Origin of the sequence: Streptomyces sp. Sge12, assembly GCF_002080455.1 — a bacterium.
GTDB lineage: Bacteria > Actinomycetota > Actinomycetes > Streptomycetales > Streptomycetaceae > Streptomyces.
This window is the reverse complement of the sequence record NZ_CP020555.1, coordinates 7687410-7709212: the sequence shown is the minus strand read 5'-3', so window position 1 is coordinate 7709212 and position 21803 is coordinate 7687410. Positions and strand designations below refer to the sequence as shown.

Below are 21803 nucleotides of genomic sequence, written 5' to 3'. Positions count from 1 at the left end.
CCGGCAGGTCCACGGCGGCGGTCCGGGCGGTTTGTGACACTCTGTGGGCATGATGTCTGAGGTCACGGCCGCCGCCTGGGCCGGGCAGCAGGTCGCGGCGGTCCGCGACGACCCTGCCGGGCGGATGTCCCTGATGGAGCGCTGCTACTACGGTCCGTTCGGCAAGGCACCCCGGCACCTGCCGTTCCGCCGGGCGGCGATGTCGTTCATGCGCTGGCAGTTGCGGCGCGGCGTGCTGCAACCGATGTTCGGCGACCGGCCCGGCAGCCCGTGGTGGCGGGCGGTCAACGAACGGATCCTGCGTGACGGCTGCGAGGCGGTGGGGCTGAGCGGCGGCCTGGCGGGGCCCGCCTCCTCGCGGGCGGTCGACCACTGGCTGTCCTTCGCCGACCACCCGACGGCCCGGGCCTGGTACCGGGCGCACAACGGGAGCGTGGTCGCCGCGTACCTGGACAACCGCGACCTCGCGGAGGCGGAGAACGAGACCGAGCGGTTCTTCATGAACGTCGTCCTCTGCCGCGTGCTCTACGCCCACGCCCTGGTCGCAGCGCCCCGGATCTCTCTCGGCCCGCTGCGTCCGCTCGCCCCGGTCCTCGGCGATCCCAGGCTGGAGATGACCGGGATCTTCCTGCAACTGTCGCGCGTGCTGCCCGACGAGTACCCGCTCCACGACAGCGTGCGGTCCCATCTCGACCGGGAGATGGGATTCGGCCGCCTCCTCGATTTCGGGGTGATCGCGCCGAGGCTGCAGCAGTTGTACGCGTGGTCGGCGCACGAACTCGCGGCGCCCGGCCTGCTCGACTGCATCCGCGACGGCGCGCTGACCTATGCGTGGCCCTTCGAGGACCGCCACGTCTGGGAGCCCCCGAACTCCTTCGCGATCCGGCTGGTCCACCGCGTTCTGCCGCCCGCCCGGATCGGCCCGCGCCGGTAGCGGGCGCGGGCGGCCCAGCGGCTTCCTACGACGGGTCGGTGTAGCGCAGCCACGCCGTCAGGGCGGCGTGGAGTTCGGCGGCTGCGGCACGGTCCAGCATCTGCTCGGCCCGTTCGGTGTGCAGGCGTACGCCGTCTCCCGTGACGGCCCAGGCTACGTCCAACTCCCGCCCGGGGGTGAGCACTTGGCGGTGGCCGAGCGCGCGCAGCATCGCCTGCGCCCGTGGCGGGAGCGGCCGTTCTGGTCCGGACCGGCCGCGTACCGGCGCCGGGCGCCGGGGTGGGCCGACCGCCGCCCGGAACTGGCGGATCGCGTCCTCCAGGGAACCGGCCGGGCGGTGGACTGCACCGAGAAAGGCCTCGGTCAGTCTCTGCTGCGGCAGCCGCGGCCGGCCCTGCAGCACGGCGGGGAGGTCCTCCTCCACCGCGAGGGAGGTGACGACGGGCGGGATCAACTCCCGTGTGAGGCCGTGCCGGAGGCATTCGGCGTGCTGCTCGCGCAGTGATCCGATCGGCCTGGCCAGGGGCTGCTCTCCCCCGAACCCGGGTGCCGACGGCTTGCTGAGCACCGGGGAGACCTCGGGCCGGACCAGCACCGGCCGTTTCCCGTACGGGCCCGCCGACCGGTACAGCACGCCGGACTGCGAGACGAACACGGTCACTTGCCGGCCCCGGCCGTCGCAGCCCAGCCGGAACCCCACCACCGTCGTCGGCATGCGTCGCAGCCCCGTTCCGCCCGGTCCGGCACTCCGGGCACGCCCCACGTCCACCGCCCGCCGGCGGCAGCGGTCCGTGCAGCACCGTACCGCGCGGCGAACCGCCCCGGCGGGCTGTCGGACGAAGAGGCGTGGACCGGTGGGTGGCGCAGGGCCCGTACCGGTCCACGCATCCGTGCTGCGGTCGGCGGTACCCGCTCAGCTCCGTCGGGTGACGGGGTCCGGTGCGGGCGCCCTGCGGGCATGGAGCACGTGTGCATCCAGGGGCAGGGGGCTGTGGCCGACGAGCTGGAGGCCGGCGTCGGCGAACAGGCGCGCGTAGTGGTCGGCGCGGCGTTCGCGGCCTCCGACGTTGCACAGCATGTGCAGGTCCCAGGCGGTGGCCAGCGAGGGAGAACCGTCGACGGGCAGGAGGCGCTCCACGACGAGCAGGTCCGCGTGGGCGGGCATCGCGCGGGCGCAGTGGCGCAGGATCTCGCGGCAGCGGTCGTCGTCCCAGTCGTGCAGGACACGGGAGAGGACGTAGACGTCACCGCCGGAAGGGACGTCGGCGAAGTCGCCCGCACGATAGTCGCAGCGCTCGCCGCAGCCCGCGGCGGCGAGCCGACGGCGGGCGGCCCCGACCGCGTGCGGGCGTTCGAGGAGGACACCGCGCAGGCGCGGGTGTGCGCTGAGGAGGAGGCCGAGGAGCTCTCCGTTGCCACCGGCGATGTCGACCACGGTCGCGGGTGCGGGTGCCTGGGCCGCGGCGGCGATGACCGGGTGGGCGGGGAGCGGCTGGAACATCCGTGAACTCGCGGCCATGGAACGGTCGAAGAGGGAAGCGAGTTCGGGGTCGCGGGCGAAGTGGTCGAAGTGGTTCTCGCCGAAGATGCGGTCGAAGGCCGGCTGCCCGGTCCGTACGGCGTGGTCGAGGCCGCTGAAGGAACGGTAGAACGGGCCGCCGTACATCAGGGCCAGCGGTCGCATCGAGCCGGGCGTGTCCGCGCGCAGCAGGGCGCCGAGTTCGGTCAGGCGGAATGCCTCCTGCTCCGGGGCGTGCTCCGGGGCGTCGGCCGTGTCATGGGCCGGACTCGGGGTCCGCGCCGGGGCCGGGGCCGGGGTGACCGCGCCGACCATGGCGAGGTAGCGCAGGAGCACGGCGAGGCTCCTGGGATGGGCGCCGGTCAGCCGGGCGAGGTCCTCGGTGCAGCAGGCGGAGCGCGTGTCCATGACGTCGGGCAGGCCCAGTCGCGCGAAGGTGGTGAGCGCCTGTGTCGTCCATGCGCCGGTGAGGAGGTGAAGGAGCGTTTCGGCGGGCTGCCGCGCGTCACGCCGGGAGTCGTGGTCCAGGTGGGCGGCGAGGGTGTCCTGGTGGTCGCCGCGTGCGTAGAGCTCCAGCCGACGGTAGTCGCAGGCCGCGTCCGCGGGGAGGGTGAAGTACAGGACCGTGCCGTCCTCGTGCGGGTTGTAGCCGCCGCCGTCGGGCCGTGCCCCGTGGCGGACGAGGATCGCGCACAGGCCGCGCAGGGCCGACGCCTCCGGACGGTCGGTCTCGAAGGCGAGGTGAGCTTCGTGCTGGCGGGTGCGTTCGTAGGCCGCGATCGGTTCCAGGCCGGAGTGCGGGGGCACGGTGAGGGCGAACACCTCGACCGCGCGGCGCTCGCCGCCGCAGCCGAGCACCTGCGGGCGCAGGATCTGGACATCGAGCTCGGCCGGGTCGCGCCGGTGGCGCCGGGCGAGGCGTTCCCGTACCACCACGCTGGGGTGGGCGGGGGTGTCCACGGCCAGGCCGCAGGCGGCGAGTTGGGCCCGTAGGCCGTCCGCGTCCGGCGGGAAGACCAGCAGCCCCGCGTGGGCGAACCGGCAGTGGCCGGCCAGCGCCTCCAGGTCCGGACCGCCGAGGCCGGGCAGGAGGAGGGGCAGCAGGGCGGCGCTGTCGTGCTCGCGGACGAAGCGGGCCGCCGCGCGCAGGCTGGCGGTGTCGTCCGGAAGCAACGTTTTGTCGGGGAGGGTGGTCGTCATCGTGGGGGTGTCCTCGGGCCGGTACGGGGGTGGGCAGGGCTGGGCCGGGCAGGGCGAAGCGGGTGGGGGCGGTGAAGCGGGTCAGGGTGTGCGGGTACGCGTACGGACACGCGTACGGGTACGGGTACGGGTGTTGCCGGGCGCCGGGGCGGTCACACGCCGACGTAGTTCTCGGCGAACCAGTCCTGGTGGATGCGCGAGGTGCGCAGCGAAGCGAGCCGGGAACGCTGCAGGGCGACGTGGAAGAACGATCCGGCATCCTGCTCCGGACCGGGAACCGCGTGCAGGAGCCGGGTCATCCACCCGGTGAACTCCTGCGCCCGCCAAATGTGCGCCAGGCACCGGTCCGAGTACCCGTCGAGTCCCGCGGTGTCGCCCCGGGCGAGGGCATCGGTGAGGGCTTCCGCGAGGAGCTCCGCCTCCAGGACAGCGAGGTTGGCGCCCTTCGCCGCCGCCGGGGCGAGCAGACTGGCCGCGTCGCCCGCCAGGAAGAGCGAGCCGTGGCGCAGCGGTTCGATGACGTCGCAGGTCAGGTCGAAGACCCCGCGCTCGAGGAGTCTGCCGCGTCGCAGCGGGCCGTGGTCCTCGGCGCGCATACGGACGTCGAGCTCGTCCCAGATCCGCTGCTCGGGCCAGGCGTCGGCGGGTGTGCCGCGCTGCCACTGGAGGTAGTAGCGGGTGACGTCCGCGGTGCGGGCCATGTGTCCGGCGAAGCCGCGGTCGTGGATGGCGTAGCCGACGGCGTCCAGGCTCGGCGGGCTCTCGGCGAGCAGGCCGAGCCAGGTCACGCCGTGGTCGTGGTGGTGGCGGCGGACGGCGCCCGGCGGCAGTGAGCGGCGGGCCGCTCCGTACCTGCCGTCGCATCCGGCGACGTACCGGGCGGTCCACCGGGCGGGGCTGCCGTCGGGCTCGCGCGTCGTGACGGCCGGCCGGGCGCCGTCGGCGTCCTGCACGACGAGCGCCTCGGTGCCGAAGTGGATGCGTCCGCCGAGGTCGAGGTAGTGCGCGAGGAGGTCCGTGACCAGTTTCTGCTGCGGGTAGACGTGGTGCGGCTCCCCCGGACCGAGGGCGCCGTAATCGAGGCGCAACCGGCCGTCCTCGGTGCGGAATTCGCAGGTGCCGTGGCGGCTTCCGTGCCGGTGCAGGCCGTCGGCGAGGCCGTGCCGGTCCAGGATCCGCACGGTGTTCGGGGCGAGGAACCCGGCGCGGGCCCGGGTCTGGACGTGGCTGCGGGAGGCGCGTTCCAGGATCACGCAGTCGATCCCGGCGGTGTGCAGCAGGATTCCGAGAACGAGTCCGGCGGGACCGGCACCGAGGACGACCACGTCGGACGAGTTACGTAACGTGCGGGAGTTCTGACTTTCCGTCATAGCGGGTGAAGCATAAACACGCGAAGATCCACGTACCTACGCAAGCCATCCTTAGGTGGGAATAGAGTGACAATCGCCCTGGGTGTATCGGCCCGGTGAGGGCAGGGCCGGGACCTGTTTCCGCGGCGGGCCGGTCGTGCGCTCCGGGCGTGCGGGGGCGGCCGCGCTCTCCCGCAGTGCCCCGGCGCGTACGCGGCCGTTGGGCCGTCGGGCCGTCGTCAGGCCGCCCCGCGCGGAGCACCCGGCAGGCGTAGCGGTGCGCCCCGGCGGCGCCTTCGACCGTACGCGACGGCTGCAACCGCCGTTCGGCGGGAACACGGATCGGGTGGTCACCGAACGCGAGGACGAACAGCCCGACCGGCCCCGGGAACGACGTCAGCGAGGCGAGCCCGCGCGGCCGGCGCGGTCAGCGCGGCCGGCGCCAGGGTCGTCCGCGGGAGCGGCCGGCGCAGGGTGCGGACCGCCGGGATCGCGAACAGCGCCGCACAGCCCGCCGGACAGGCCCCCGCCGACACCAGCAGACGCGGCGGCCGGGCCGAGCGCGATCCCGGAGGCCGAGCCGGCCGGCTCGTACGCCGTGACCCGGTTGAGCCCGCCCGGCGGGGTGTGGGTCCGCAGGGCTGCCGGCTGCGGTACGCCGAACTGCCCACCTCCGGAGCGGTCACCGACTCGTCGGCCCCGCCGCCGGAGTGGCCGGCTGGGCGGCTCGACCAGCCCATGAGCGTCGCGCAGATGGCGGTCCGCCCGCAGGTCTCGGCCCCCACGCCGACCCGGCGCTTCACCGAGCAGCTGGGCATCAGCCCCGGGCGCCGACTGCCGGAGGAGACGGATGCCCGTGGAGACCATCGCGCGCAGCGTCGGCCTGTCCTCACGACCGAGGACAACGCGGCGAGGCGCGGTGCCGGGCCCCGCGAGCGCCCGGCATGATCGGCAAGACGCCCCGAGGCCCTGCGCACCACGCCCGCCGCCTACCGGCGCATCTTCCGCGCGGACGAGGCCCGCGTGAGGAGGCGCGTCCCCGCGCTCAGTCCGCAGATGGCAGCGGCATGCCCCCGTGGGGGCTGTTCACCACGATGGGCTGTGAGTCGGCAGCGAGGTAGTGGTGATCCTGGTAGTACTCGATGTGCCGGTGGCCGCCGTCGTCCATCTCCGCGACCCCGCGCAGGTCATCGGCCAGTGCGGCCAGGCCCGCCCGGTCGCCTTCGATCACCAGGGCGCCGCGGGCCGGGTCGACTGCGATCCGGACGCCCGGGCCGTCGGCGCCCACGACCTCGATCGAAGCCAGTGCGGTGCCACCGAAGCCCGCTTCGGTCGAGGTGGTGGTTTCCGAGGCGCCCTGCCCGGTGAGGAGGATGAGCGCCAGGCCGGCGAGTTCCGTGGCGTCGCCGGAGACGTCCACCTCGTCGCTGTCGGGAAAGAACAAGACCTGCACCTGCCACAGCCTTCCGGTTCCGAGGTCCCCCCGGCGGCTCCGGGGGCCGTCTGGGAAAATGTGAGGGAGCATCTCGTTCGGCGTCTCCCGCCCGGCGGGGGCATTGAGCCCAGAAGGGCCGAACTCATGATCATCTTTGGTACCAAGCTCTATCTGTACCAGCTCGCGATACTCACACTGGCGTGCCGTCGCTGCGGATACTCCGCCGCGCACACACTCACGAAGCACGTCAGCAAGTTCACGCTGTTCTTCGTGCCGCTGTTCCCCGTCTCGACGCAGTACGTGACGCAGTGCACCTACTGCGGCATGGAGCAGGCGGGGACCAAGGAGTGGGCCGAGCAGGTGCAGGCGCACGCCGCGGCCCTTTCCGGCGGCGAAGCGTACGGGCAGGCGCAGCACCCGTACCAGCACCCGTACCAGCAGCCCGGAGCCTGATCGGTCACCGACCGGCGGCGCCCCTCCTGCCCGCGCGGCTCACTCCTCCCGCGCCGCAACCCCCCGGTCCAGAACCGCCGTGACCGCCGCCACGAGCCTTTTCCCCGCGCGGTCGACGCTGCCGTTCTGCGTACTGATCTGGGCGCCTTCCAGGAGGAAGGTGATCTCTGCGGAGACGTCATCGGGCTCGTGCGCGCCGGCCCGTTCGCACATGGCCGTGAGTCGGCGGCGCTGTTCGGCCTTGTGGGTCTCGATCAGCCGACGGGCCGGATGGCCCGGGTCGGGCAGGCCTGCGATGGAGTTCACGAAGGGGCAGCCCCTCCGGGCGATGTCCGGCAGCCCTTCGGCGATGAAACGTGCCACACCGAGCACTTGGGCCCGGCCGTCGTTCCCGTGCTCGGCCTCCACCTGGTCGAACGCGGCCGAGTAGCCCACCGCGACGATCCGCAGCCACTCCTCGATCAGCGCGTCCTTGGTGGCGAAGTGACGGTAGAGAGCCATCTTCGTCGTCTGCGCCCGCTCGGCGATGGCCTGGACTCCGACAGCCCTGACGCCCTCGAGGAGGAAGAGTTCCTCGGCCGCGTCGAGGATGCGCTCGCGCGGGGGGAGGCGGGCGACTCTCGAGTCCCGGCCCGGCCTCGGGGGGCTGCTCGTCACGGTGTGCCTCGCTTCGGTCGCTCGGTCGCGTCGGCCGGCGCCTTCGGCGTCTTCGGCGTCTCGGGAGCCATGCTACGTTACCGATCACTCCTGGACGATACCGCTCGGTATCACACGGGACCGATCGGAAACACAGGTGGAGCGCCGTGGACCTGCACGAATACACCCAGTACGACGCCGTGGGACTGGCCGGGCTCGTGGCCCGGGGAGAGGTGACCGCGGCGGACCTCACCGGCGCGGCCCAAGCCGCGATGGCGGCCGTGAATCCGCAGATCAACGCCGTCGTGGAGAGCTGGCCCGCTGAGGACACCCCGGTCCCGGGCAGCACCCCGCTCGCGGGCGTGCCGTTCCTCATCAAGGACCTGGCGGTGTCCATGCGGGGCAAGCGCGTCGAGCTGGGCAGCCGCCTCGCCGCCGGCAACGTGGCTCGGGAGGACTCCTTCCTCATGCGGCGCTTCCGCCGGGCCGGCCTGGTGACGCTGGGCCGCACGGCCACGCCCGAATTCGCCTACAGCAGCACCACGGAACCGGTCCTGTACGGCGCCACCCGCAACCCCTGGGATCCCACCCGGACACCGGGTGGCTCCAGTGGCGGGTCGGCCGCGGCGGTCGCCGCCGGCATCACTCCCCTCGCCCACGCCACCGATGCGGCCGGATCGATCCGGGTGCCGGCCGCCAGCACCGGGCTGTTCGGGCTCAAGCCCACCCGCGGCCGGGTCTCGCTCGGTCCGGACGCCGACGAGGTCTTCAACGGCCTGGCGGTGCACGGTGGGCTCAGCCGAACCGTGCGGGACAGCGCGGCCCTGCTCGACCTGATCCAGGGCCCGGAGAGCGGCGACCCCTACTTCGCGGAGCGCCCCCACCGCCCGTACAGCGAGGAGATCACCAAGGACCCCGGCAGGCTGCGCGTCGGCCTGGTCACCACCCCCTGGAGCGGGCGCGCCGTGGAACCGGCCGTGCACGAGGCCACCCTGGCTGCCGCCCGGCTCCTGGAATCACTCGGCCACGAGGTCGACGTCACCCCCGTCGACCTCGGCGTGAGCTGGGAGGAGTTCGTCCTCGCCAACGCCCGCCTGTGGTCCGCGAACCTGGTGCGGTGGATCGACGGCTTCGCCGGGGCGTTCGGCCGCCCCGTGGACGAATCGACCGTCGAGCCCGAGATGCTCGCGAGCTACAGGTGGGGACTCGAGGTGAGCGGCGCGCAGTTCGTGGACGCCCTCGACGTGCGCAACCGGGTCGCCCGCTCGATCGGCGCCCATTTCGGTTCTCGGGACCTGCTGCTGACGCCCACTCTCCCCGAGGTGCCGGTACCCCTGAGCACCTACGGCCGGGGCGCCGAGGGTGCCGACGGGCTGGGCTGGCTGGAGCACCTGTTCCACCGCTCTCCGTTCACCGCCGCTTTCAACGTCGCCGGCACACCCGCAATGTCGGTACCGCTCGGGGTGGACCCGGCCACCGGCATGCCGATCGGCGTCCAGTTCGCCGCGGGCTACGGACGCGAGGACGTGCTGTTCCGGCTCGCCGCACAGGTGGAGAAGGCCGCGCCCTGGGCGGAGCGCAGGCCTGCCGTGTGGGCGGGTGCAGCCCGGTCCGCCTGATCCCCGCGGGCCCGCGCGCCCCCCGGGAACCCCCGCGGACGGCGAAAGCACCGGATGGCCGGAGGCCGGTCCTACGTGATCGCGGTGGCACGCGGCGCGCAGGGGCGGGCGGAGCAGGTGGAGCAGGTGGAGCGGTCGGAGCAGGCGGAGCAGGCGGACGGGGCACAGGAGCAGCGCCGGATGCTGCCGGGGAGCGTCCGTGTGGACACCCCGTCGCTGGACGACGCCGGGGACTCCCGGCAGCAGGGCGAGCACAACGTCTCCCTGCGAGAGGCGGCGCCCGCGGATCAGGGCGACCGCTGGACACGGGCGGTGGCCCGGCAGATCGAAGGCTGACCGGGCACGCCTTCGGCCAATCGTCGGTATGGGACACGGGGCGCGAGTGTCCCCGCGCTGTCGGGGCATCTGTGTTCCTATGACCATTTACGTCGTCACACTCCCCGGTACCCTGCTCACCGAGCTGACCCCCGAGGCGCGCACGGAACTCACCCGCGCGCTGCGCGGATCCGACCCGCGGGAGACGGACCTGGGCGTGGCCGAGGACCTGGACCTCCTCACCCTCTACCCGGAGGCGTCGGCCTTCAGCCTGCGCCTGGAGGTCGAGGCCGCGGACACCGCAACGGCGGAGGCCCAGGCGCGGGACCTGGCCACCGCGGCCCTCCGCTCCGTCGGGCTGACCGCGGAAGCCGCCCCGCTGGGTGACCCGGTGATCACCGGAATCGCCGGGCCGTGACCCGCTGAGTCCCACCTGAGTCCCCGCCTGCCTCGTGCGCCTGTGAGGATGGGCCGGTGGCCGCGCCGGTGGCCCGGGCACGAGGACGAGGGAGCGGTCAGGGTGTCGCAGCAGGGACCGCAGGGACCGGTCGCGTGGATGGAACACCACCAGGTCGCGATCTACCTCGCCGCCATGACTGCCGGAGGCCTGCTGGGCGGCCTGGCTCCGGCCGCCGGCCCCGGACTGGCCCAAGGGATCAACCCGGTGCTCGGGGCCCTCCTGTTCGTCACCTTCCTCCAGGTCCCGGCCGGCGAGCTGCTGCGCTCGCTGCGCGACGGACGGTTCCTGACCGCGGCCCTGGTGGTGAACTTCGTGGTGGTGCCGCTGGTCGTCGCCGCGATGTTCGCGTTCCTGCCCGCCGACCCGGCCGTGCGCGTCGGGGTGCTGCTGGTGCTGCTGTGCCCGTGCGTCGACTACGTGATCGTCTTCTGCGGCCTGGCCGGCGGCTCCGGGCGCCGCCTGCTGGCCGCCACCCCGTTCCTGCTGGTGGTACAGATACTGCTCCTGCCGGGGTTCCTGTACCTGTTCATGGGCTCCGACCTGGCCGGCATCGTGGAGGCCGGCCCGTTCGTGGAGGCCTTCGTCCTCCTGATCGCCCTCCCGCTGGCGCTCGCCTGGACCCTGCAGGCGTGGGCGGCGCGCCGCCCGGCCGGGCAGCAGGTGGCCGAGGCGGCGACGACGACGATGGTCCCGCTGATGGCCGCGACCCTGCTGATCGTCGTCGCCTCCCAGATTCCCGGGCTCGACGACAGCCTCACCGACGTCGCCGCGGTCATCCCCTTCTACGTCTCGTTCCTGATCGTCATGGCCTTCGCCGGGAAAGCCGTCGCCCGGCTCCTGCGCCTCGATGTCCCCGGCAGCCGAGCGGTCGTCTTCACCGGCGCCACCCGCAACTCCCTCGTCGTCCTGCCCCTGGCCCTGGCCCTGCCCGCCCCCTACGCCGTCACCGCCGCGGTCGTGGTCACCCAGACGCTCGTCGAGGTCGTCGGCATGGTCGTGTACGTCCGTACGGTGCCGCGCCTCGTCCCCGGCCCGACACCGGCTAGGTCCGGCGCCGCATGGTGACCGCCCGCGGAGGCCGGCGCGCCGGTCACTGCCCTGCCGGGCGATCCGCCCGCAGGGAGTTCACCGATACTGATCCGATGATCTGCCAAATGGTCGCACGGTGAACTGGACGTCCGGCCTCCTGGGCTTCGCCGCCGGGCTGGTCATCTCCGTGGTGACCGCGCCCGCCGGGGTTTCCGGAGCCGTGTTCCTGCTGCCCGTACAGGTCAGCGTCCTGGGCGTGCCGTCCCCCGCCGTCACGCCGACGAACCTGCTCTACAACGTCGTCGCCGGACCCGGGGCGCTCCTGCGCCATGCCCGCGCCGGACGGCTGGGCGGGCCGCTGACCCGCCTGCTGCTGGCCGGGACCGTCCCCGGAGTGGTCCTCGGCGCCCTCGTCCGCGTGTTCGCCCTCCCCGGCCCGGCCGCCTTCCGCCTCCTGATCGCGGTGTTCCTGCTGCCGCTGGGCCTGTGGCTGTCCTGGCGCACCCTGCGGCCGTCTCGTGGCGAGAGGCCGGTACGGCCCCTGTCGGCGCGGTCGACCGGCGGCCTGGCCCTGGTGGTCGGGACGCTCGGCGGGATCTACGGCATCGGCGGCGGCTCGCTCCTCGGCCCGATCCTCGCCGGACGCGGCACGCCCGTCGCCCAGGTCGCCCCGGCCGCGCTCGCCTCCACCTTCGTCACCTCGGTGGTCGGGGCGATCACGTACGCCCTGCTGTCGCTGACCGCCGAGGGATCGATCGCGCCCGACTGGCCGCTGGGGATCGCCTGCGGGCTCGGCGGGCTCGTCGGCGGCTATCTCGGCGCCCATCTCCAGCCCCGCCTGCCCGAGACCTTCCTGCGGCTCCTACTCGGCAGCCTCGCCACCGCCATCGGCGGCCTCTACGCCGTCCAGACCCTCACCTGACCCGCGCCGCACCCACAGGCGGCAGGGCGCGTCGCCGGCCGGTCGGTCAGCCGGGCCAGGTGCCCGTGATGCGCCGCGTGGCGACCGCTCCGGAGCGGTCGACGGTGGCCTTGACGACCGCGAAGACAGCGCCCTGGAGGGCCGCGGCCAGCAGGATCTCGTGCCAGGAGCGTTCCTCGTCGGTGGCGTCAGGGGCGTCGTCCGTCCCCTCGACCAGTTTCCAGACCTGCTTGAACACCGTGGCGGCCAGTGCGCCGCTGATGGCGCCCAGGGCCAGCCCGACCGGCTTGTACGCGATCGCCGACGCTTTCACTTCTGCCCCCTGGTGTGCCGTACCTGCCGTACCAGCAGGAACACGAGCAGGGCGGCGCCGGCGACGGCGACCAGTGCGGTGGTCCGGTTGTCCCGGGCCGTGGCCGCGTGGGTCTTCTCCGACGCCAGGTGCGCCGCGTGTTCTGCCCGGTCCCGGATCTGCCCAGTGACGTGGGCGGCCTTCTCCGCGGCCTGAGCCTTGACGGCCGCCGTCTTCTCCCGGGCCTGTGCCTTGACGTCGGCCTTGGCGGCGAGGGCCTCGACCGTCCGGCCCAGTTCGTCGCGGGTCTGTTCGATCTGTGCCCGCAGCGCCTCCGGCGTGGGTTCGTCGCTGCTCATCGGTGTGCCTTCTCCCTGATTGCGGCCACATCGGCCTTGACGCTGTCCATCGCCTGCTCGGGCGCCGGTGTGCCGGCCTTCGCGATCTGCTTCCGGCCGGCCATCGCCACCACGGCGGCGGTCACGGCGAGCACCGCGGTGACGATCAGGGCCGAGGCCCAGACCGGGAGCACGAGCGCCAGCGCGGCGATGCCCGCCACCACCAGGGCCTGGGCCGCCAGCACGCCCAGGAGTCCGGCTCCGCCGAACAGGCCGCCGCCCGTCCCGAACCGCTTGCCCTTCTGCGTCATCTCCACCCGAGCGAGCTGCATCTCCTGGCGCACCAGCTCCGAGAGCTGCTGGGACGCCCGCGATACCAGCACGCCCACCGAATCATCGCCGGGGCGGTACGTCCGTTCGTTCGTGTCCATGATCGTGCCCACGATGTTCCACCTCGTCCTCACGTCGGTCGGCTGTACCCGGCTGCGGCTGCGGCTCCCGTCCGCTGTCCCGGGTCGGGGATCCCTCCACACGGCGACGGTCCTCGTCGCTCCACGCCCTGGTGTCGCGGGGCTGCACGTACGGTTCCTCGTGCTCGGGCAGGCCTCCCGCGATCGCCCGCTGGCGGGTCATCTCCGCGTCGAACTCCAGCCCCAGCAGGATCGCGAGGTTGGTGATCCACAGCCACACCAGGAAGACGATCACGCCCGCGACCGTGCCGTACGTCTTGTTGTAGGAGGCGAAGTTCGCGACGTAGACGGCGAACCCGGCCGAGGCGGCCATCCAGATCAGCAGGGCCAGGAAGCTGCCCGGGGTGACCCACCTGAAGCCCCGGCCCTTGGCGTTCGGCGCGGCCCAGTACAGGAGCGCGATCATGGTCGTGACGAGCAGCACCAGGACGGGCCATTTCGCGATCGACCAGGCCGTGAGCGCGCCGTCACCCATGCCCAGTGCCTCGCCCGCCCGCCGGGCGAGGCCGCCCGTGAAGACCACGATCAGTGCGCTCGCGCAGGCGAGGAGCATCAGCGCGACGGTCAGTGCCACGCGGAGCGGAAGGATCCGCCACACCGACCGGCCTTCGGGGACGTCGTAGACGGCGTTCGAGGTACGGATGAACGCCGCGACGTAGCCGGAGGCGGACCAGAGGGCGACGACCAGGCCGACGATCGCGACCAGCGAGCCGACTCCGCTGCGGCCCTGCAGTTGCAGGACGGCGTCGCTGATGACGTCCCGGACCGAGCCGGGCGCCAGCCTGCGCAGGTTGTCCAGCACTCGCTGCGTCGTCGACTCGCCCGCGATGCCCAGCAGGGACACGAGGACGAGCAGGGCGGGGAAGAGCGCCAGCACCCCGTAGTAGGTCAGAGCCGCTGCGCGGTCGGCCAGCTCGTCGTTCTTGAACTCCTTCACGGTGCCGCGCAGCACGGCTCGCCACGAGCGTTTCGACAGATCGGTGGGCCGGTCGGGGGCGTTTTCGCGCACCTGCTCGTCGGGGCCGGCATCGGCGTTCGTGCCGGTGTCCGGACGCTCGCCCTCAGCGCCGCGGTCCGGTGTCGGCGTCGGGATGCGTTTCATACCCTGCGGGTTTCCGTCTCGGCGGCACTCATGCGCGGATGTCACGACCAACCTGTCGGAGGTGTCCGGGGGCGGAGCGACTTGCAGCCGACGGGCATCACAGGAAGAGGGTTAATCGGGGTATATCGGGTAGCCGGTGATCGAGGTCCGTGGTGTGCTGCACCTATCCGATGCCCCGGGACCCACCCGATGCCCCGGGCCGACGACGGCCCCGACCCCGACCAGTGGAGAAAGCATCATGGCTCCGAAGAAGGCGACGACGAAGGCGGCAAAGGCGAAGAAGGCGACGTCCGACAAGGTCTCCGCCGACGCCTCCGCGACGACCCAGCGGGCCCGGGACCGGGACGTGACCCCGGGGGCGCCCGCTGCACGGCCGCCCGCACCCGCCGAGCCGGTGGACCCGCGGGAGCCGCTGCCGCCCAAGGCCGACCAGCGCGGACCGGACGCCCTGAGCCCCACCGGCCGGGCCACCGGGGCGTCCGCGGACGCCGCCGCCCAGGCGGGCCCGTACCTGACGACCGCGCAGGGCGCCAGGCTCTACGACAGCGACCACTCACTCAAGGCCGGAGCCCGTGGCCCCGTCCTCCTCCAGGACCACCACCTGCGGGAGAAGATCACCCACTTCGACCACGAGCGGATCCCCGAGCGGGTGGTCCACGCCCGGGGCGCGGCCGCCCACGGCGTTTTCACCGGGTACGGAACCGCGGCGAAGGTCACCAAGGCCGCCTTCCTGGCGAAAGGCGTCGAGACCCCGGTCTTTGTACGCTTCTCGACGGTCCTCGGATCCCGCGGGTCCGCCGACAGCGTGCGCGACACCCGGGGGTTCGCGACGAAGTTCTACACCGGGGAAGGCACCTTCGACCTGGTCGGCAACAACATCCCGGTCTTCTTCATCCAGGACGCGCTCAAGTTTCCCGACGTCATCCACGCCGCCAAGCCGCATCCGGACCGCGAGATCCCACAGGCCCAGAGCGCGCACGACACGTTCTGGGACTTCGTGTCCCTGCACACCGAAGCCACCCACCACACCCTCTGGAACATGTCCGACCGCGCCATCCCCCGCTCCTACCGGATGATGGAGGGCTTCGGAGTCCACACCTTCCGCCTGGTCAACGCCAAGGGTGACTCGACGCTCGTGAAGTTCCACTGGAAGCCCCGGCTCGGCGTGCACTCCCTGGTGTGGGAGGAAGCCCAGATCACCGCCGGCATGGACCCTGACTTCCACCGGCGCGACCTCGCCGACGCGATCGAGGCCGGCGCCTTCCCCCAGTGGGAACTGGGCATCCAGACCTTCCCCGACACGCCGGACCAGACGTTCGAGGGCATCGACCTGCTCGACCCGACGAAGATCGTGCCCGAGGAGCTGGCCGCCGTACAGCCGATCGGTCTGATGACGTTGAACGCAAACCCGCAGAACTACTTCGCCGAGACCGAACAGGTGGCCTTCCACCCCGGCCATCTGGTTCCCGGCATCGACGTCACCGACGACCCGCTGCTGGCCGGACGGCTCTTCTCCTACCTGGACACCCAGATCAGCCGGCTCGGCGGACCCAACTTCGGGCAGATCCCGATCAACCGGCCGCACGCCCCCGTCAACGACATGCTCCGCGACGGCATGCACCAGAGCGCCGTGCACGCGGGTGTCGCCCCCTACCGCCCCAACAGCCTGGACGGCGGTTGTCCGTTCCTGGCGGGCGCGGACACGGCCGCGTTCATCGAGGTGCCGGTCGAACTCCCCGCCGCCCACAAGGAACGGGCCGCTCCGGAATCCTTCGACGACCACTTCAGCCAGCCCCGCCAGTTCTGGCTGAGCATGACCCCCGTGGAACGCGAACACATCATCGCGGCCTACACCTTCGAGTTGTCCAAGTGCTACGAGCAGGCCATCAGGGAACGCGTGCTCGGCGTGCTCGCCAACATCGACTCCGAACTGTGCGCGCAGGTGGCCGCGGGACTCGGCCTGCCCGCGCCCGCCGCGACGGAGCCCCTCGCGCGCGTCGAGCCCAGTGCCGCCCTGTCGCAGATCGGGGGGACCTGGCCACTGGACGGTCGGGTCGTCGGCATCGTCGCCGGGCCCGACAGCGACGTGAAGGGCGTCGCCGCCGCACGGAAGGCCGTACTCGCGGCCGGAATGGCACCGCTGGTGATCGCTCCGACCGGCGGTTCCCTCGGCGCGGGCAAAGCGGCGCTCGCCGTACAGCGGACGTTCGCGACCGCGCGGTCCACGGAGTTCGACGCCCTGCTCCTTGCGGGCGCGCCCGGCCCCGCGGCCGATGCCGACGGGGCCCGGGACGCCAAGGCGGGGCGGGGCAAGGGCGGTCGGGGCAAGGCCGTACGACGCCCGGCCACCGACCCGCGGCTGCTCCTGCTGGTGTCGGAGATGTTCCGGCACGCCAAGGCCATCGGCGGCTGGGACGGAGCGGCGGCCGCGCTCGGCGAGGCGGGCGTCCCGACCGGCGCTCCCGGCATCGTCGACGCGGCCGACCCGGCCTCCGCCGTGAAGGCGCTGACGGAACTGCTCGCCGAGCACCGGGTGTGGGACCGCTTCCCGGCCTAGGCCGGGATATCAGACGAAAGGAAGCATGCGATGAACGACTCGGAAGACCGCAAGCCGACCCCGCCCTCCGAGGCACCGGGCGAAAGCGGCGACCGCGCCGCCCGCAAGGAGGCCGAGGACGCGGTCGTCCCCGGCACGGGTGATGGCAAGCCGGGCGATACGAGCGGCTCCCGCTCGTCCGGTCGGCACGGCAAGGAGGACAAGCCCGGCAGGCGCGGCAAGGAGCCGTCCGCGTAGGAGCCTTGTGAAGCGGCCGCGGCGCACCGCGCGACGGTGTGTTGGCGCCCGCACCGCCGTGTGGGCCGGGCCGTACGGTCCGGCCCACACGGGTCGTTCGGGGTCAGAACCTCTCGACCTCCTTGCCGTCCGGGACCTGGTAGCAGCCGGAGACGACGGTCAGGCTCAGCTTGGGCGGGTCGTTCTTCTTCATCTGGACGATGCTGACGCTGTACTTCTTCTCGCTGTGGTCGGCCGTCAGGTTGAGGTTCTTGGCCTGGCTCGTGTCGGGCTCGTACCGGACGACCTTCCAGCCGTGCTTGGGGAGTTCGGTCTTCAGCCGCTCCATCGCCTCGTCGAGCCGGTCGGCCGAAGCGGGGTAGAAGCTCCACGGGTGGAAGACCTGGAAGTACTTGGCCGGGTCCTTGCCCTCGCACTCCGTGACCCCGGAGCGGCTCTCGGAAGCCTTCCCCTGCACCCCGAGCAGGTCGTAGAGCTCGCTGGACACCTTCTCGACCGCGTCGGCGGCATCGCGCGAGGTGCTGGTGCCCACGACGGGGGTCGCGTCCGGGTCTGCGGAGTCGTTCATGCTGCATCCAGTCAGGGTGGTGAGGGCGAGGGAGGGAAGGAGCAGGAGCGCCGTGGCGCCCGGTTTGATCTTCACAACGGGGTCTCAATCGTCGTTCGGGCCAGGGAGAGGACGGCCTGCGGCGGCCGTCACGGCTACTTCACGTGCTCCCAGTGGTTCGGTGGCGGCTTGAGGGTCACGTTCTCGCTGTGCCCCGCCACGACCAGACCCTGGTTCCGCAGGCTCTCGGACCCCTCCTTCCAGTACTCGCTGTGGCCGGAGACGTTGCTGCCGGTGGTCATCTGGTTGGCCCCGAACACCTCGTCGCTGGGGATCCGCCACGGACCGTCCCAGTCGGTGCCGCCGTGTCCGAAGCGGCCGATGTCCGGGACCGGGTCCCCGTCGGCCTCCTGGTTCCAGACGTGTCCCTTGGGCACGTCCAGCTGTTCCGCCTTGGGGACCTGGACGCCCGGGCTGCCCGCGGTGATGACGTCGTCCGCGTTCAGGTCGCCCTGGCGGGCCGCCGACCCGATGAGGGTCGTGCCGTAGGAATGGCCGATCGCGGTGCGGTGCGGATCCGAGTCGCCGGTGTGCGACGCGTCGAGGCCGTCCATGAACCGGTTGAAGGCCGGGGCGCCGTCATTGGCGTAGTGGCTGAACGGTGAGTCCTTGACGATGTCCTGCGGGGCGTCGTAGCCGAGCCAGGTGATCGTGGAGACCGGCTTGCCGTCGGCCGCGTCGGTGGCCGTACGCCAGACGTTCTCCATGCGGCCGATGTCGCCGCCGATGCTGCTCAGGTTCGACGTCGTGCCCGGCACGTAGACGGCCTGGTGCGCGGCCGTGTCGGGGTTCCCGTTGGCAACGATCGCGCGGCCGTTGCCCTCCGGGCTGAAGCCGAGCAGGTACGCCTCGGGCAGGTTGTTCTGTCCCGTCGCGTCGAAGCGCTTCTGGATGCTCTCCATGCCCTTCAGGGAGCTCTGCAGGTGCCGGTACTGGTCGCCGTACTTCTTGTCCCACTGCATCCATTCGTCGGTGTGCACCTTGGAGGGGTACATGCCGGCGGTTATCCACGTCCACTCGTTGGCGGGTGGTTTGGGGATGCCGTTCAGCGTCATCTGGTAGGTGCCGCGCTTCTCGTCGAAGACGGCGCGGTTGGCCTCGTCGCGGACCGTGGCGGGCAGGCCGTCGATCGCGCCGACGGCGTCCGGCCGCAGCGAGAGCCATGCCGCCTGCTGGTCGGCGTCGAGCCCCTTCCACCAGTCTGCGTTGGCCTGCGGCGAGCCGTCCTTCGGCGGCTGGGGCAGCGAGTCCAGGTAGTGCTGGCCCGCCCCGCGGACGCCCTCCATGTCCTTCCCGGCGTCCGCCCAGTCCCCGTCGGACACGACCAGGTCGTCGTCCGCCTTGAGCTTGCGCACCTGCGGCGCCCACTTCGTGTCGGCCTCGGTGGCCTCGTTGAGGGCTTCAGTGATGCGGTTGGCGATGTCCTGGGCGATCTTGTAGTTCGGGTTCGGGTCGATGTTGCCCGCCTGCCGCAGGATCCCGCGGGCCGGCTCGGACAGGGTGCCCTTCGCCGATCCGGGTTGCGGCGGCGAACCGCCGGGGTTCTCCCCGGCCGCCGGATAGGCCACCGACCCGTCGGCGCCCACCGTGAACTTGTGCTCGGCCGCCTCCGACAGCGCCTGTTCCAGCTTCTTCTGCGGCGGGCGCATGTCCGCCACGAAGGCCTTCAGGGCCGTACCCATCAGGCCGCACTCGACCTGGACGTAGTGGAAGTCCTTCGCGACCTCGCGCAGCTGGCCGACGGCTGCCTCGACCGCCACTCCCTTGAGCGCCTTCTGCATCTGGGCCGTGATCCGCTGTTCCAGCGCGTCCTTGGCCTGGCTCGCCATGTCGCTGGTGGAGCGGTATCCGGCCGCCGCCTCCTCGAACTCGTGCAGCTTGAGCGTCTTGAGTGCCTCGATGTTCACGGCTCAGGTCACCTCCCCTGCCCGCCGGTGGCAGGGGTGTCCTGGTACTGCTTCCCCAGCTCCGCGAAGAGGCCCTTGATGTTCTCGTCGGTGAGGAACAGGTCGATCCCCACCCGCTCCAGCTTGCCCTGCAGGCCGGTGCACCGGCCGGAGAGCGACTCCAGGTACGTCTTCCAGGTCTGGTAGACCTCGGACTGTGCCCCCGCGGTCTCCACACCGCCGCCGGTGGCGAGGCCGGTCTGACCCGTCTCGAGGCCGGTCAGCGCCTTCTTCAGGTCACCGCCCAGGCCCCCGACCGCAACGCCCGCCGCCGTCCACGCGGCCCTGCTGGACTTGATGTCCCCGTCGCCACCGCCGCCGCCGCTGTCCTGGGCGCTCGCCGCGCTCGCCAGCCGCATGCCCGGTTCATCCGCGGCAGCGCCCCTGTGGCGCGCCCATTCCTCGTCGAACGAAACCACCCCGTGTCCCCCTTACGTACACCTGTCAAAGAATTCCCAGTAGCAACCCTACGCAAGGGTTGCCCCGGGGATCCCACGGGGTGGTGCGGTGCGGCGAGTTGGCGGTTCGGCGACCGCCGGGATGTCTACATGGGGTCCATGGTTCCGGCGCCGGGACCGTTGATCTGCTCACTCTTCTCACGGATGTGCAGCGCCTTCTCCGTGAGCCGTCGGCGTTCCGCGGGATCGGTGGCGTACTGGGCGGCCTGCTCCAGCTCCTGGGCCTTGTCCCGCATCTCCCGGGCCCGCTTGCCGGGCGCGTTCTCCATACTCACGTCGACCTCCTCGGTCGGGCTGGTGTGGGTATGCGGCTACCCACGCATTGCAGGGGCATTCACCGGCGGAACCCGTTGATCCACCGCCGGCTCTCGGGAAGAGTCCGTCGTCATGGAATTCTTCTGCTACCACCGCGACCGCACCGGCTCCCTGCCCCTGCGCAGGGAACTGCTGGAACGCCACTGGTCCTACATGGACCAGTACGAGAAGGAGCTGATCGCCCGGGGTCCGACCTTCCTCCCCGGCGCCGACGCCCCCAGCGGCAGCGTGCACATCGTCGACCTGCCGGATCCCGCCGCCGCGCGCGCCTTCGCGTTCGACGAGCCCGGATATCAGGCCGGCGTGTACCGGGACGTGCTCCTGCTCCGCTGGCGGAACCTGCTGGGCCGCACCATGTGGGAGTTCCCCGGTGGCCGGACCGGGGGCGACCGCTACCTGGTCCTCGGCCTCGGCGCGGTACCGGCGCCCGCCGCCGCCCCGGCCGTGCCGCCCGGCGAGGACGAGCTGATCGCGTACGGCCCGCTGCTGTCCGACGACGGCGCCGCGTGGCTCGGTACGGCGGCGCTGGTGCGGGCTCCGGACGCCGACACGGCGCGCACGGTCCTCGCGGTGGACCGCTATGCCGATGTCGAGGTCCACGACTGGGAGTTCGGCGGGCGGCGGTGACCCGGTGCGCCTTCCGGCGGGACCGCCCAGCTCGGCACCCAGGTCCCGGCGGCATCGCGGCCGGGATCTGCGGCGGCGAGGTGGGCGCGCAGGGTGGCGAGCGCCGGGTGCGCGTTGTCCCGGTGCCACAGGAGCGAGTGCGGGTACACGGGCGTGGGGTCGGTCACCGGGATGCGGCGCAGTCCGTGGCCGGCGGGCCAGACGAGTCGGGTGTGCTCGCCCATGAAGGTGGCGAGGGCCGGGGTGTCGGCGACGGTGTCCAGGAGGGCGTCGGAGCCGAAGTTGGGGCCGGTCGCCTCGATGGTGAGGCCGAACCGGGCGACGAGCTCGTCGTAGTAGGCACCCCACTCGGTACCGGGGACGATCCCGGGCATCCAGATCCGGTGCCCGGCGAGCTCGGCGATGGTCACCGACCTGGCGCCCGCGAGCGCGTGGGCGGGGCCGGTGAGGAGCTGGAGCGGCTCGTCGAGGACGCGGACGGACCGGATGTCCTCCGGAAGGGGCCGACCGGGCGCCGCGACGGCGCGGAAGGACGCGTCGATCTCGCCGGACCGGATCGCGGCGACGGCCGTCTCGATGTCGAACAGCATGACCACGTCGAGGTCGATCTCGGGGTGGGTGCGGTGGAAGCCGCGCATCAGGCCCGACGGCGCGACGCGCGAGGCGATCACGTCGACGCGCAACGGGCGGCGGCTGGCGCGCACGGATGTGACCGCCCGCTCGGCGACGCGCAGCAGTTCGCGTGCGTGGGGCAGGAAGGCCTGGCCGTCGATGGTGAGCTCGGACCCGCGCGGCGTGCGGGTGAACAGGCGCACGCCGAGGTTGCGCTCCAGTGCGGCGATGCGTTTGGAGACGGCTTGCTGGGTGATGGCCAGCTCGGTGGCGGCTTCCTGGAACTGCCCCGCATCGGCGGCGGCGACGAAGGTCCGAACGGCGTCGAGGTCCATGCCGCCAACCTAGGGCCACAACCAGTGGTTGTGGCT

The 21803-nt window shown here is 72.3% G+C and carries 25 protein-coding genes; 11 read left to right on the top strand and 14 right to left on the bottom strand.

Annotation, left to right across the window (positions count from 1 at the left end):
• Positions 1-49 precede the first annotated feature (49 nt).
• On the top strand, positions 50-934 hold the full coding sequence (locus B6R96_RS34565) for a hypothetical protein (protein ID WP_081525400.1): 885 nt from the start codon (positions 50-52) through the stop codon (positions 932-934).
• A gap of 25 nt (positions 935-959) precedes the next feature.
• Here B6R96_RS34565 and B6R96_RS34560 read toward each other — a convergent pair whose 3' ends face one another.
• The 3 genes from B6R96_RS34560 to B6R96_RS34550 all read right to left on the bottom strand — a co-directional run bounded on the left by B6R96_RS34560 (position 960) and on the right by B6R96_RS34550 (position 5023).
• Complete coding sequence (locus B6R96_RS34560; protein ID WP_081524722.1) at positions 960-1649, bottom strand: hypothetical protein; 690 nt, start codon at positions 1647-1649, stop codon at positions 960-962.
• A 198-nt stretch (positions 1650-1847) separates the two neighbouring features.
• The gene (locus tag B6R96_RS34555) at positions 1848-3653 is read right to left on the bottom strand and encodes a methyltransferase (RefSeq protein WP_081524721.1); all 1806 of its coding nucleotides are present in this window, start codon (positions 3651-3653) and stop codon (positions 1848-1850) included.
• 152 nt (positions 3654-3805) lie between these two features.
• A complete protein-coding gene (locus B6R96_RS34550; RefSeq protein ID WP_203351696.1) occupies positions 3806-5023 on the bottom strand; it encodes a 4-hydroxybenzoate 3-monooxygenase in 1218 nt (405 codons plus the stop codon).
• A 453-nt stretch (positions 5024-5476) separates the two neighbouring features.
• Here B6R96_RS34550 and B6R96_RS34545 point away from each other — a divergent pair, with 453 nt between their 5' ends.
• Complete coding sequence (locus tag B6R96_RS34545; protein WP_203351695.1) at positions 5477-5950, top strand: hypothetical protein; 474 nt, start codon at positions 5477-5479, stop codon at positions 5948-5950.
• A 97-nt stretch (positions 5951-6047) separates the two neighbouring features.
• Here the strand turns inward: B6R96_RS34545 and B6R96_RS34540 are convergent, their stop codons facing one another.
• The gene (locus tag B6R96_RS34540; protein ID WP_203351694.1) at positions 6048-6446 is read right to left on the bottom strand and encodes an Imm32 family immunity protein; all 399 of its coding nucleotides are present in this window, start codon (positions 6444-6446) and stop codon (positions 6048-6050) included.
• Between the two features lie 135 nt (positions 6447-6581).
• Between B6R96_RS34540 and B6R96_RS34535 the strand changes: the two genes are divergently transcribed.
• A complete protein-coding gene (locus B6R96_RS34535; RefSeq protein WP_053703692.1) occupies positions 6582-6890 on the top strand; it encodes a zinc-ribbon domain-containing protein in 309 nt (102 codons plus the stop codon).
• 39 nt (positions 6891-6929) lie between these two features.
• Here B6R96_RS34535 and B6R96_RS34530 read toward each other — a convergent pair whose 3' ends face one another.
• Complete coding sequence (locus B6R96_RS34530) at positions 6930-7547, bottom strand: TetR/AcrR family transcriptional regulator (RefSeq protein ID WP_081524718.1); 618 nt, start codon at positions 7545-7547, stop codon at positions 6930-6932.
• Between the two features lie 146 nt (positions 7548-7693).
• Here B6R96_RS34530 and B6R96_RS34525 point away from each other — a divergent pair, with 146 nt between their 5' ends.
• From B6R96_RS34525 to B6R96_RS34505, 5 genes are all read left to right on the top strand, one after another.
• Positions 7694-9145, top strand: a complete 1452-nt coding sequence (locus B6R96_RS34525; protein ID WP_081524717.1) for an amidase — start codon at positions 7694-7696, stop codon at positions 9143-9145.
• 54 nt (positions 9146-9199) lie between these two features.
• Positions 9200-9481, top strand: coding sequence for a hypothetical protein (locus B6R96_RS34520; protein ID WP_081524716.1), 282 nt, complete (start codon positions 9200-9202; stop codon positions 9479-9481).
• 79 nt (positions 9482-9560) lie between these two features.
• Positions 9561-9878 (top strand): hypothetical protein, encoded by a 318-nt coding sequence (locus tag B6R96_RS34515; protein ID WP_030386610.1) that lies wholly within the window; start codon positions 9561-9563, stop codon positions 9876-9878.
• Positions 9879-10016: 138 nt separating this feature from the next.
• Positions 10017-10985 (top strand): bile acid:sodium symporter, encoded by a 969-nt coding sequence (locus tag B6R96_RS34510; protein ID WP_203351763.1) that lies wholly within the window; start codon positions 10017-10019, stop codon positions 10983-10985.
• Positions 10986-11085: 100 nt separating this feature from the next.
• On the top strand, positions 11086-11871 hold the full coding sequence (locus B6R96_RS34505) for a sulfite exporter TauE/SafE family protein (RefSeq protein ID WP_081524714.1): 786 nt from the start codon (positions 11086-11088) through the stop codon (positions 11869-11871).
• A 46-nt stretch (positions 11872-11917) separates the two neighbouring features.
• Here the strand turns inward: B6R96_RS34505 and B6R96_RS34500 are convergent, their stop codons facing one another.
• Genes B6R96_RS34500 through B6R96_RS34485 form a run of 4 tightly spaced genes read right to left on the bottom strand, consistent with a single transcriptional unit; the run spans position 11918 to position 14073 of the window.
• Positions 11918-12184 (bottom strand): DUF4235 domain-containing protein, encoded by a 267-nt coding sequence (locus B6R96_RS34500; RefSeq protein WP_081524713.1) that lies wholly within the window; start codon positions 12182-12184, stop codon positions 11918-11920.
• Positions 12181-12522, bottom strand: a complete 342-nt coding sequence (locus tag B6R96_RS34495; RefSeq protein ID WP_081524712.1) for a DUF3618 domain-containing protein — start codon at positions 12520-12522, stop codon at positions 12181-12183. The genes B6R96_RS34500 and B6R96_RS34495 overlap by 4 nt, the downstream gene beginning before the upstream one ends.
• Entirely contained in the window at positions 12519-12932 is a 414-nt protein-coding gene (locus tag B6R96_RS34490; RefSeq protein ID WP_053170649.1) for a phage holin family protein, read from the bottom strand. The genes B6R96_RS34495 and B6R96_RS34490 overlap by 4 nt, the downstream gene beginning before the upstream one ends.
• Complete coding sequence (locus B6R96_RS34485; protein WP_081524711.1) at positions 12895-14073, bottom strand: YihY/virulence factor BrkB family protein; 1179 nt, start codon at positions 14071-14073, stop codon at positions 12895-12897. Before B6R96_RS34485 ends, B6R96_RS34490 begins: the two co-directional genes overlap by 38 nt.
• A gap of 238 nt (positions 14074-14311) precedes the next feature.
• On the opposite strand from B6R96_RS34485, the gene B6R96_RS34480 reads away from it, so the two are divergent.
• Complete coding sequence (locus B6R96_RS34480) at positions 14312-16630, top strand: catalase (RefSeq protein ID WP_081524710.1); 2319 nt, start codon at positions 14312-14314, stop codon at positions 16628-16630.
• Between the two features lie 30 nt (positions 16631-16660).
• On the top strand, positions 16661-16867 hold the full coding sequence (locus B6R96_RS34475; protein WP_030386602.1) for a hypothetical protein: 207 nt from the start codon (positions 16661-16663) through the stop codon (positions 16865-16867).
• Between the two features lie 103 nt (positions 16868-16970).
• Here the strand turns inward: B6R96_RS34475 and B6R96_RS34470 are convergent, their stop codons facing one another.
• The 4 genes from B6R96_RS34470 to B6R96_RS34455 all read right to left on the bottom strand — a co-directional run bounded on the left by B6R96_RS34470 (position 16971) and on the right by B6R96_RS34455 (position 20147).
• Positions 16971-17435: a hypothetical protein gene (locus B6R96_RS34470; RefSeq protein WP_234437853.1), complete on the bottom strand. Its 465-nt coding sequence runs from the start codon at positions 17433-17435 to the stop codon at positions 16971-16973.
• A 134-nt stretch (positions 17436-17569) separates the two neighbouring features.
• A complete protein-coding gene (locus B6R96_RS34465) occupies positions 17570-19381 on the bottom strand; it encodes an alpha/beta hydrolase (protein WP_030386600.1) in 1812 nt (603 codons plus the stop codon).
• An 8-nt stretch (positions 19382-19389) separates the two neighbouring features.
• Positions 19390-19779, bottom strand: coding sequence for a hypothetical protein (locus B6R96_RS34460; protein WP_037860222.1), 390 nt, complete (start codon positions 19777-19779; stop codon positions 19390-19392).
• Between the two features lie 185 nt (positions 19780-19964).
• Positions 19965-20147, bottom strand: a complete 183-nt coding sequence (locus B6R96_RS34455) for a DUF6381 family protein (RefSeq protein WP_081524709.1) — start codon at positions 20145-20147, stop codon at positions 19965-19967.
• Positions 20148-20265: 118 nt separating this feature from the next.
• Here B6R96_RS34455 and B6R96_RS34450 point away from each other — a divergent pair, with 118 nt between their 5' ends.
• A complete protein-coding gene (locus B6R96_RS34450) occupies positions 20266-20820 on the top strand; it encodes a YciI family protein (RefSeq protein WP_081524708.1) in 555 nt (184 codons plus the stop codon).
• On the opposite strand, the gene B6R96_RS34445 is transcribed toward B6R96_RS34450, so the two are convergent.
• Entirely contained in the window at positions 20772-21767 is a 996-nt protein-coding gene (locus B6R96_RS34445; protein WP_081524707.1) for a LysR family transcriptional regulator, read from the bottom strand. The two genes, B6R96_RS34450 and B6R96_RS34445, sit on opposite strands and share 49 nt — an antisense overlap.
• Positions 21768-21803 lie beyond the last annotated feature (36 nt).

What these genes read in the sequence shown, in the direction of transcription:
- B6R96_RS34515 (WP_030386610.1), top strand. Translation starts at nt 9,561, where the DNA reads ATGACCATTTACGTCGTCACACTCCCCGGTACCCTGCTCACCGAGCTG.
- B6R96_RS34480 (WP_081524710.1), top strand. Translation starts at nt 14,312, where the DNA reads ATGGCTCCGAAGAAGGCGACGACGAAGGCGGCAAAGGCGAAGAAGGCG.
- B6R96_RS34565 (WP_081525400.1), top strand. Translation starts at nt 50, where the DNA reads ATGATGTCTGAGGTCACGGCCGCCGCCTGGGCCGGGCAGCAGGTCGCG.
- B6R96_RS34460 (WP_037860222.1), bottom strand. Translation starts at nt 19,779, where the DNA reads ATGCGGCTGGCGAGCGCGGCGAGCGCCCAGGACAGCGGCGGCGGCGGT.
- B6R96_RS34510 (WP_203351763.1), top strand. Translation starts at nt 10,017, where the DNA reads ATGGAACACCACCAGGTCGCGATCTACCTCGCCGCCATGACTGCCGGA.
- B6R96_RS34445 (WP_081524707.1), bottom strand. Translation starts at nt 21,767, where the DNA reads ATGGACCTCGACGCCGTTCGGACCTTCGTCGCCGCCGCCGATGCGGGG.
- B6R96_RS34535 (WP_053703692.1), top strand. Translation starts at nt 6,582, where the DNA reads ATGATCATCTTTGGTACCAAGCTCTATCTGTACCAGCTCGCGATACTC.
- B6R96_RS34450 (WP_081524708.1), top strand. Translation starts at nt 20,266, where the DNA reads ATGGAATTCTTCTGCTACCACCGCGACCGCACCGGCTCCCTGCCCCTG.
- B6R96_RS34495 (WP_081524712.1), bottom strand. Translation starts at nt 12,522, where the DNA reads ATGAGCAGCGACGAACCCACGCCGGAGGCGCTGCGGGCACAGATCGAA.
- B6R96_RS34560 (WP_081524722.1), bottom strand. Translation starts at nt 1,649, where the DNA reads ATGCCGACGACGGTGGTGGGGTTCCGGCTGGGCTGCGACGGCCGGGGC.
- B6R96_RS34490 (WP_053170649.1), bottom strand. Translation starts at nt 12,932, where the DNA reads ATGGACACGAACGAACGGACGTACCGCCCCGGCGATGATTCGGTGGGC.
- B6R96_RS34555 (WP_081524721.1), bottom strand. Translation starts at nt 3,653, where the DNA reads ATGACGACCACCCTCCCCGACAAAACGTTGCTTCCGGACGACACCGCC.
- B6R96_RS34520 (WP_081524716.1), top strand. Translation starts at nt 9,200, where the DNA reads ATGGCCGGAGGCCGGTCCTACGTGATCGCGGTGGCACGCGGCGCGCAG.
- B6R96_RS34550 (WP_203351696.1), bottom strand. Translation starts at nt 5,023, where the DNA reads ATGACGGAAAGTCAGAACTCCCGCACGTTACGTAACTCGTCCGACGTG.
- B6R96_RS34470 (WP_234437853.1), bottom strand. Translation starts at nt 17,435, where the DNA reads ATGAACGACTCCGCAGACCCGGACGCGACCCCCGTCGTGGGCACCAGC.
- B6R96_RS34485 (WP_081524711.1), bottom strand. Translation starts at nt 14,073, where the DNA reads ATGAAACGCATCCCGACGCCGACACCGGACCGCGGCGCTGAGGGCGAG.
- B6R96_RS34455 (WP_081524709.1), bottom strand. Translation starts at nt 20,147, where the DNA reads ATGGAGAACGCGCCCGGCAAGCGGGCCCGGGAGATGCGGGACAAGGCC.
- B6R96_RS34475 (WP_030386602.1), top strand. Translation starts at nt 16,661, where the DNA reads ATGAACGACTCGGAAGACCGCAAGCCGACCCCGCCCTCCGAGGCACCG.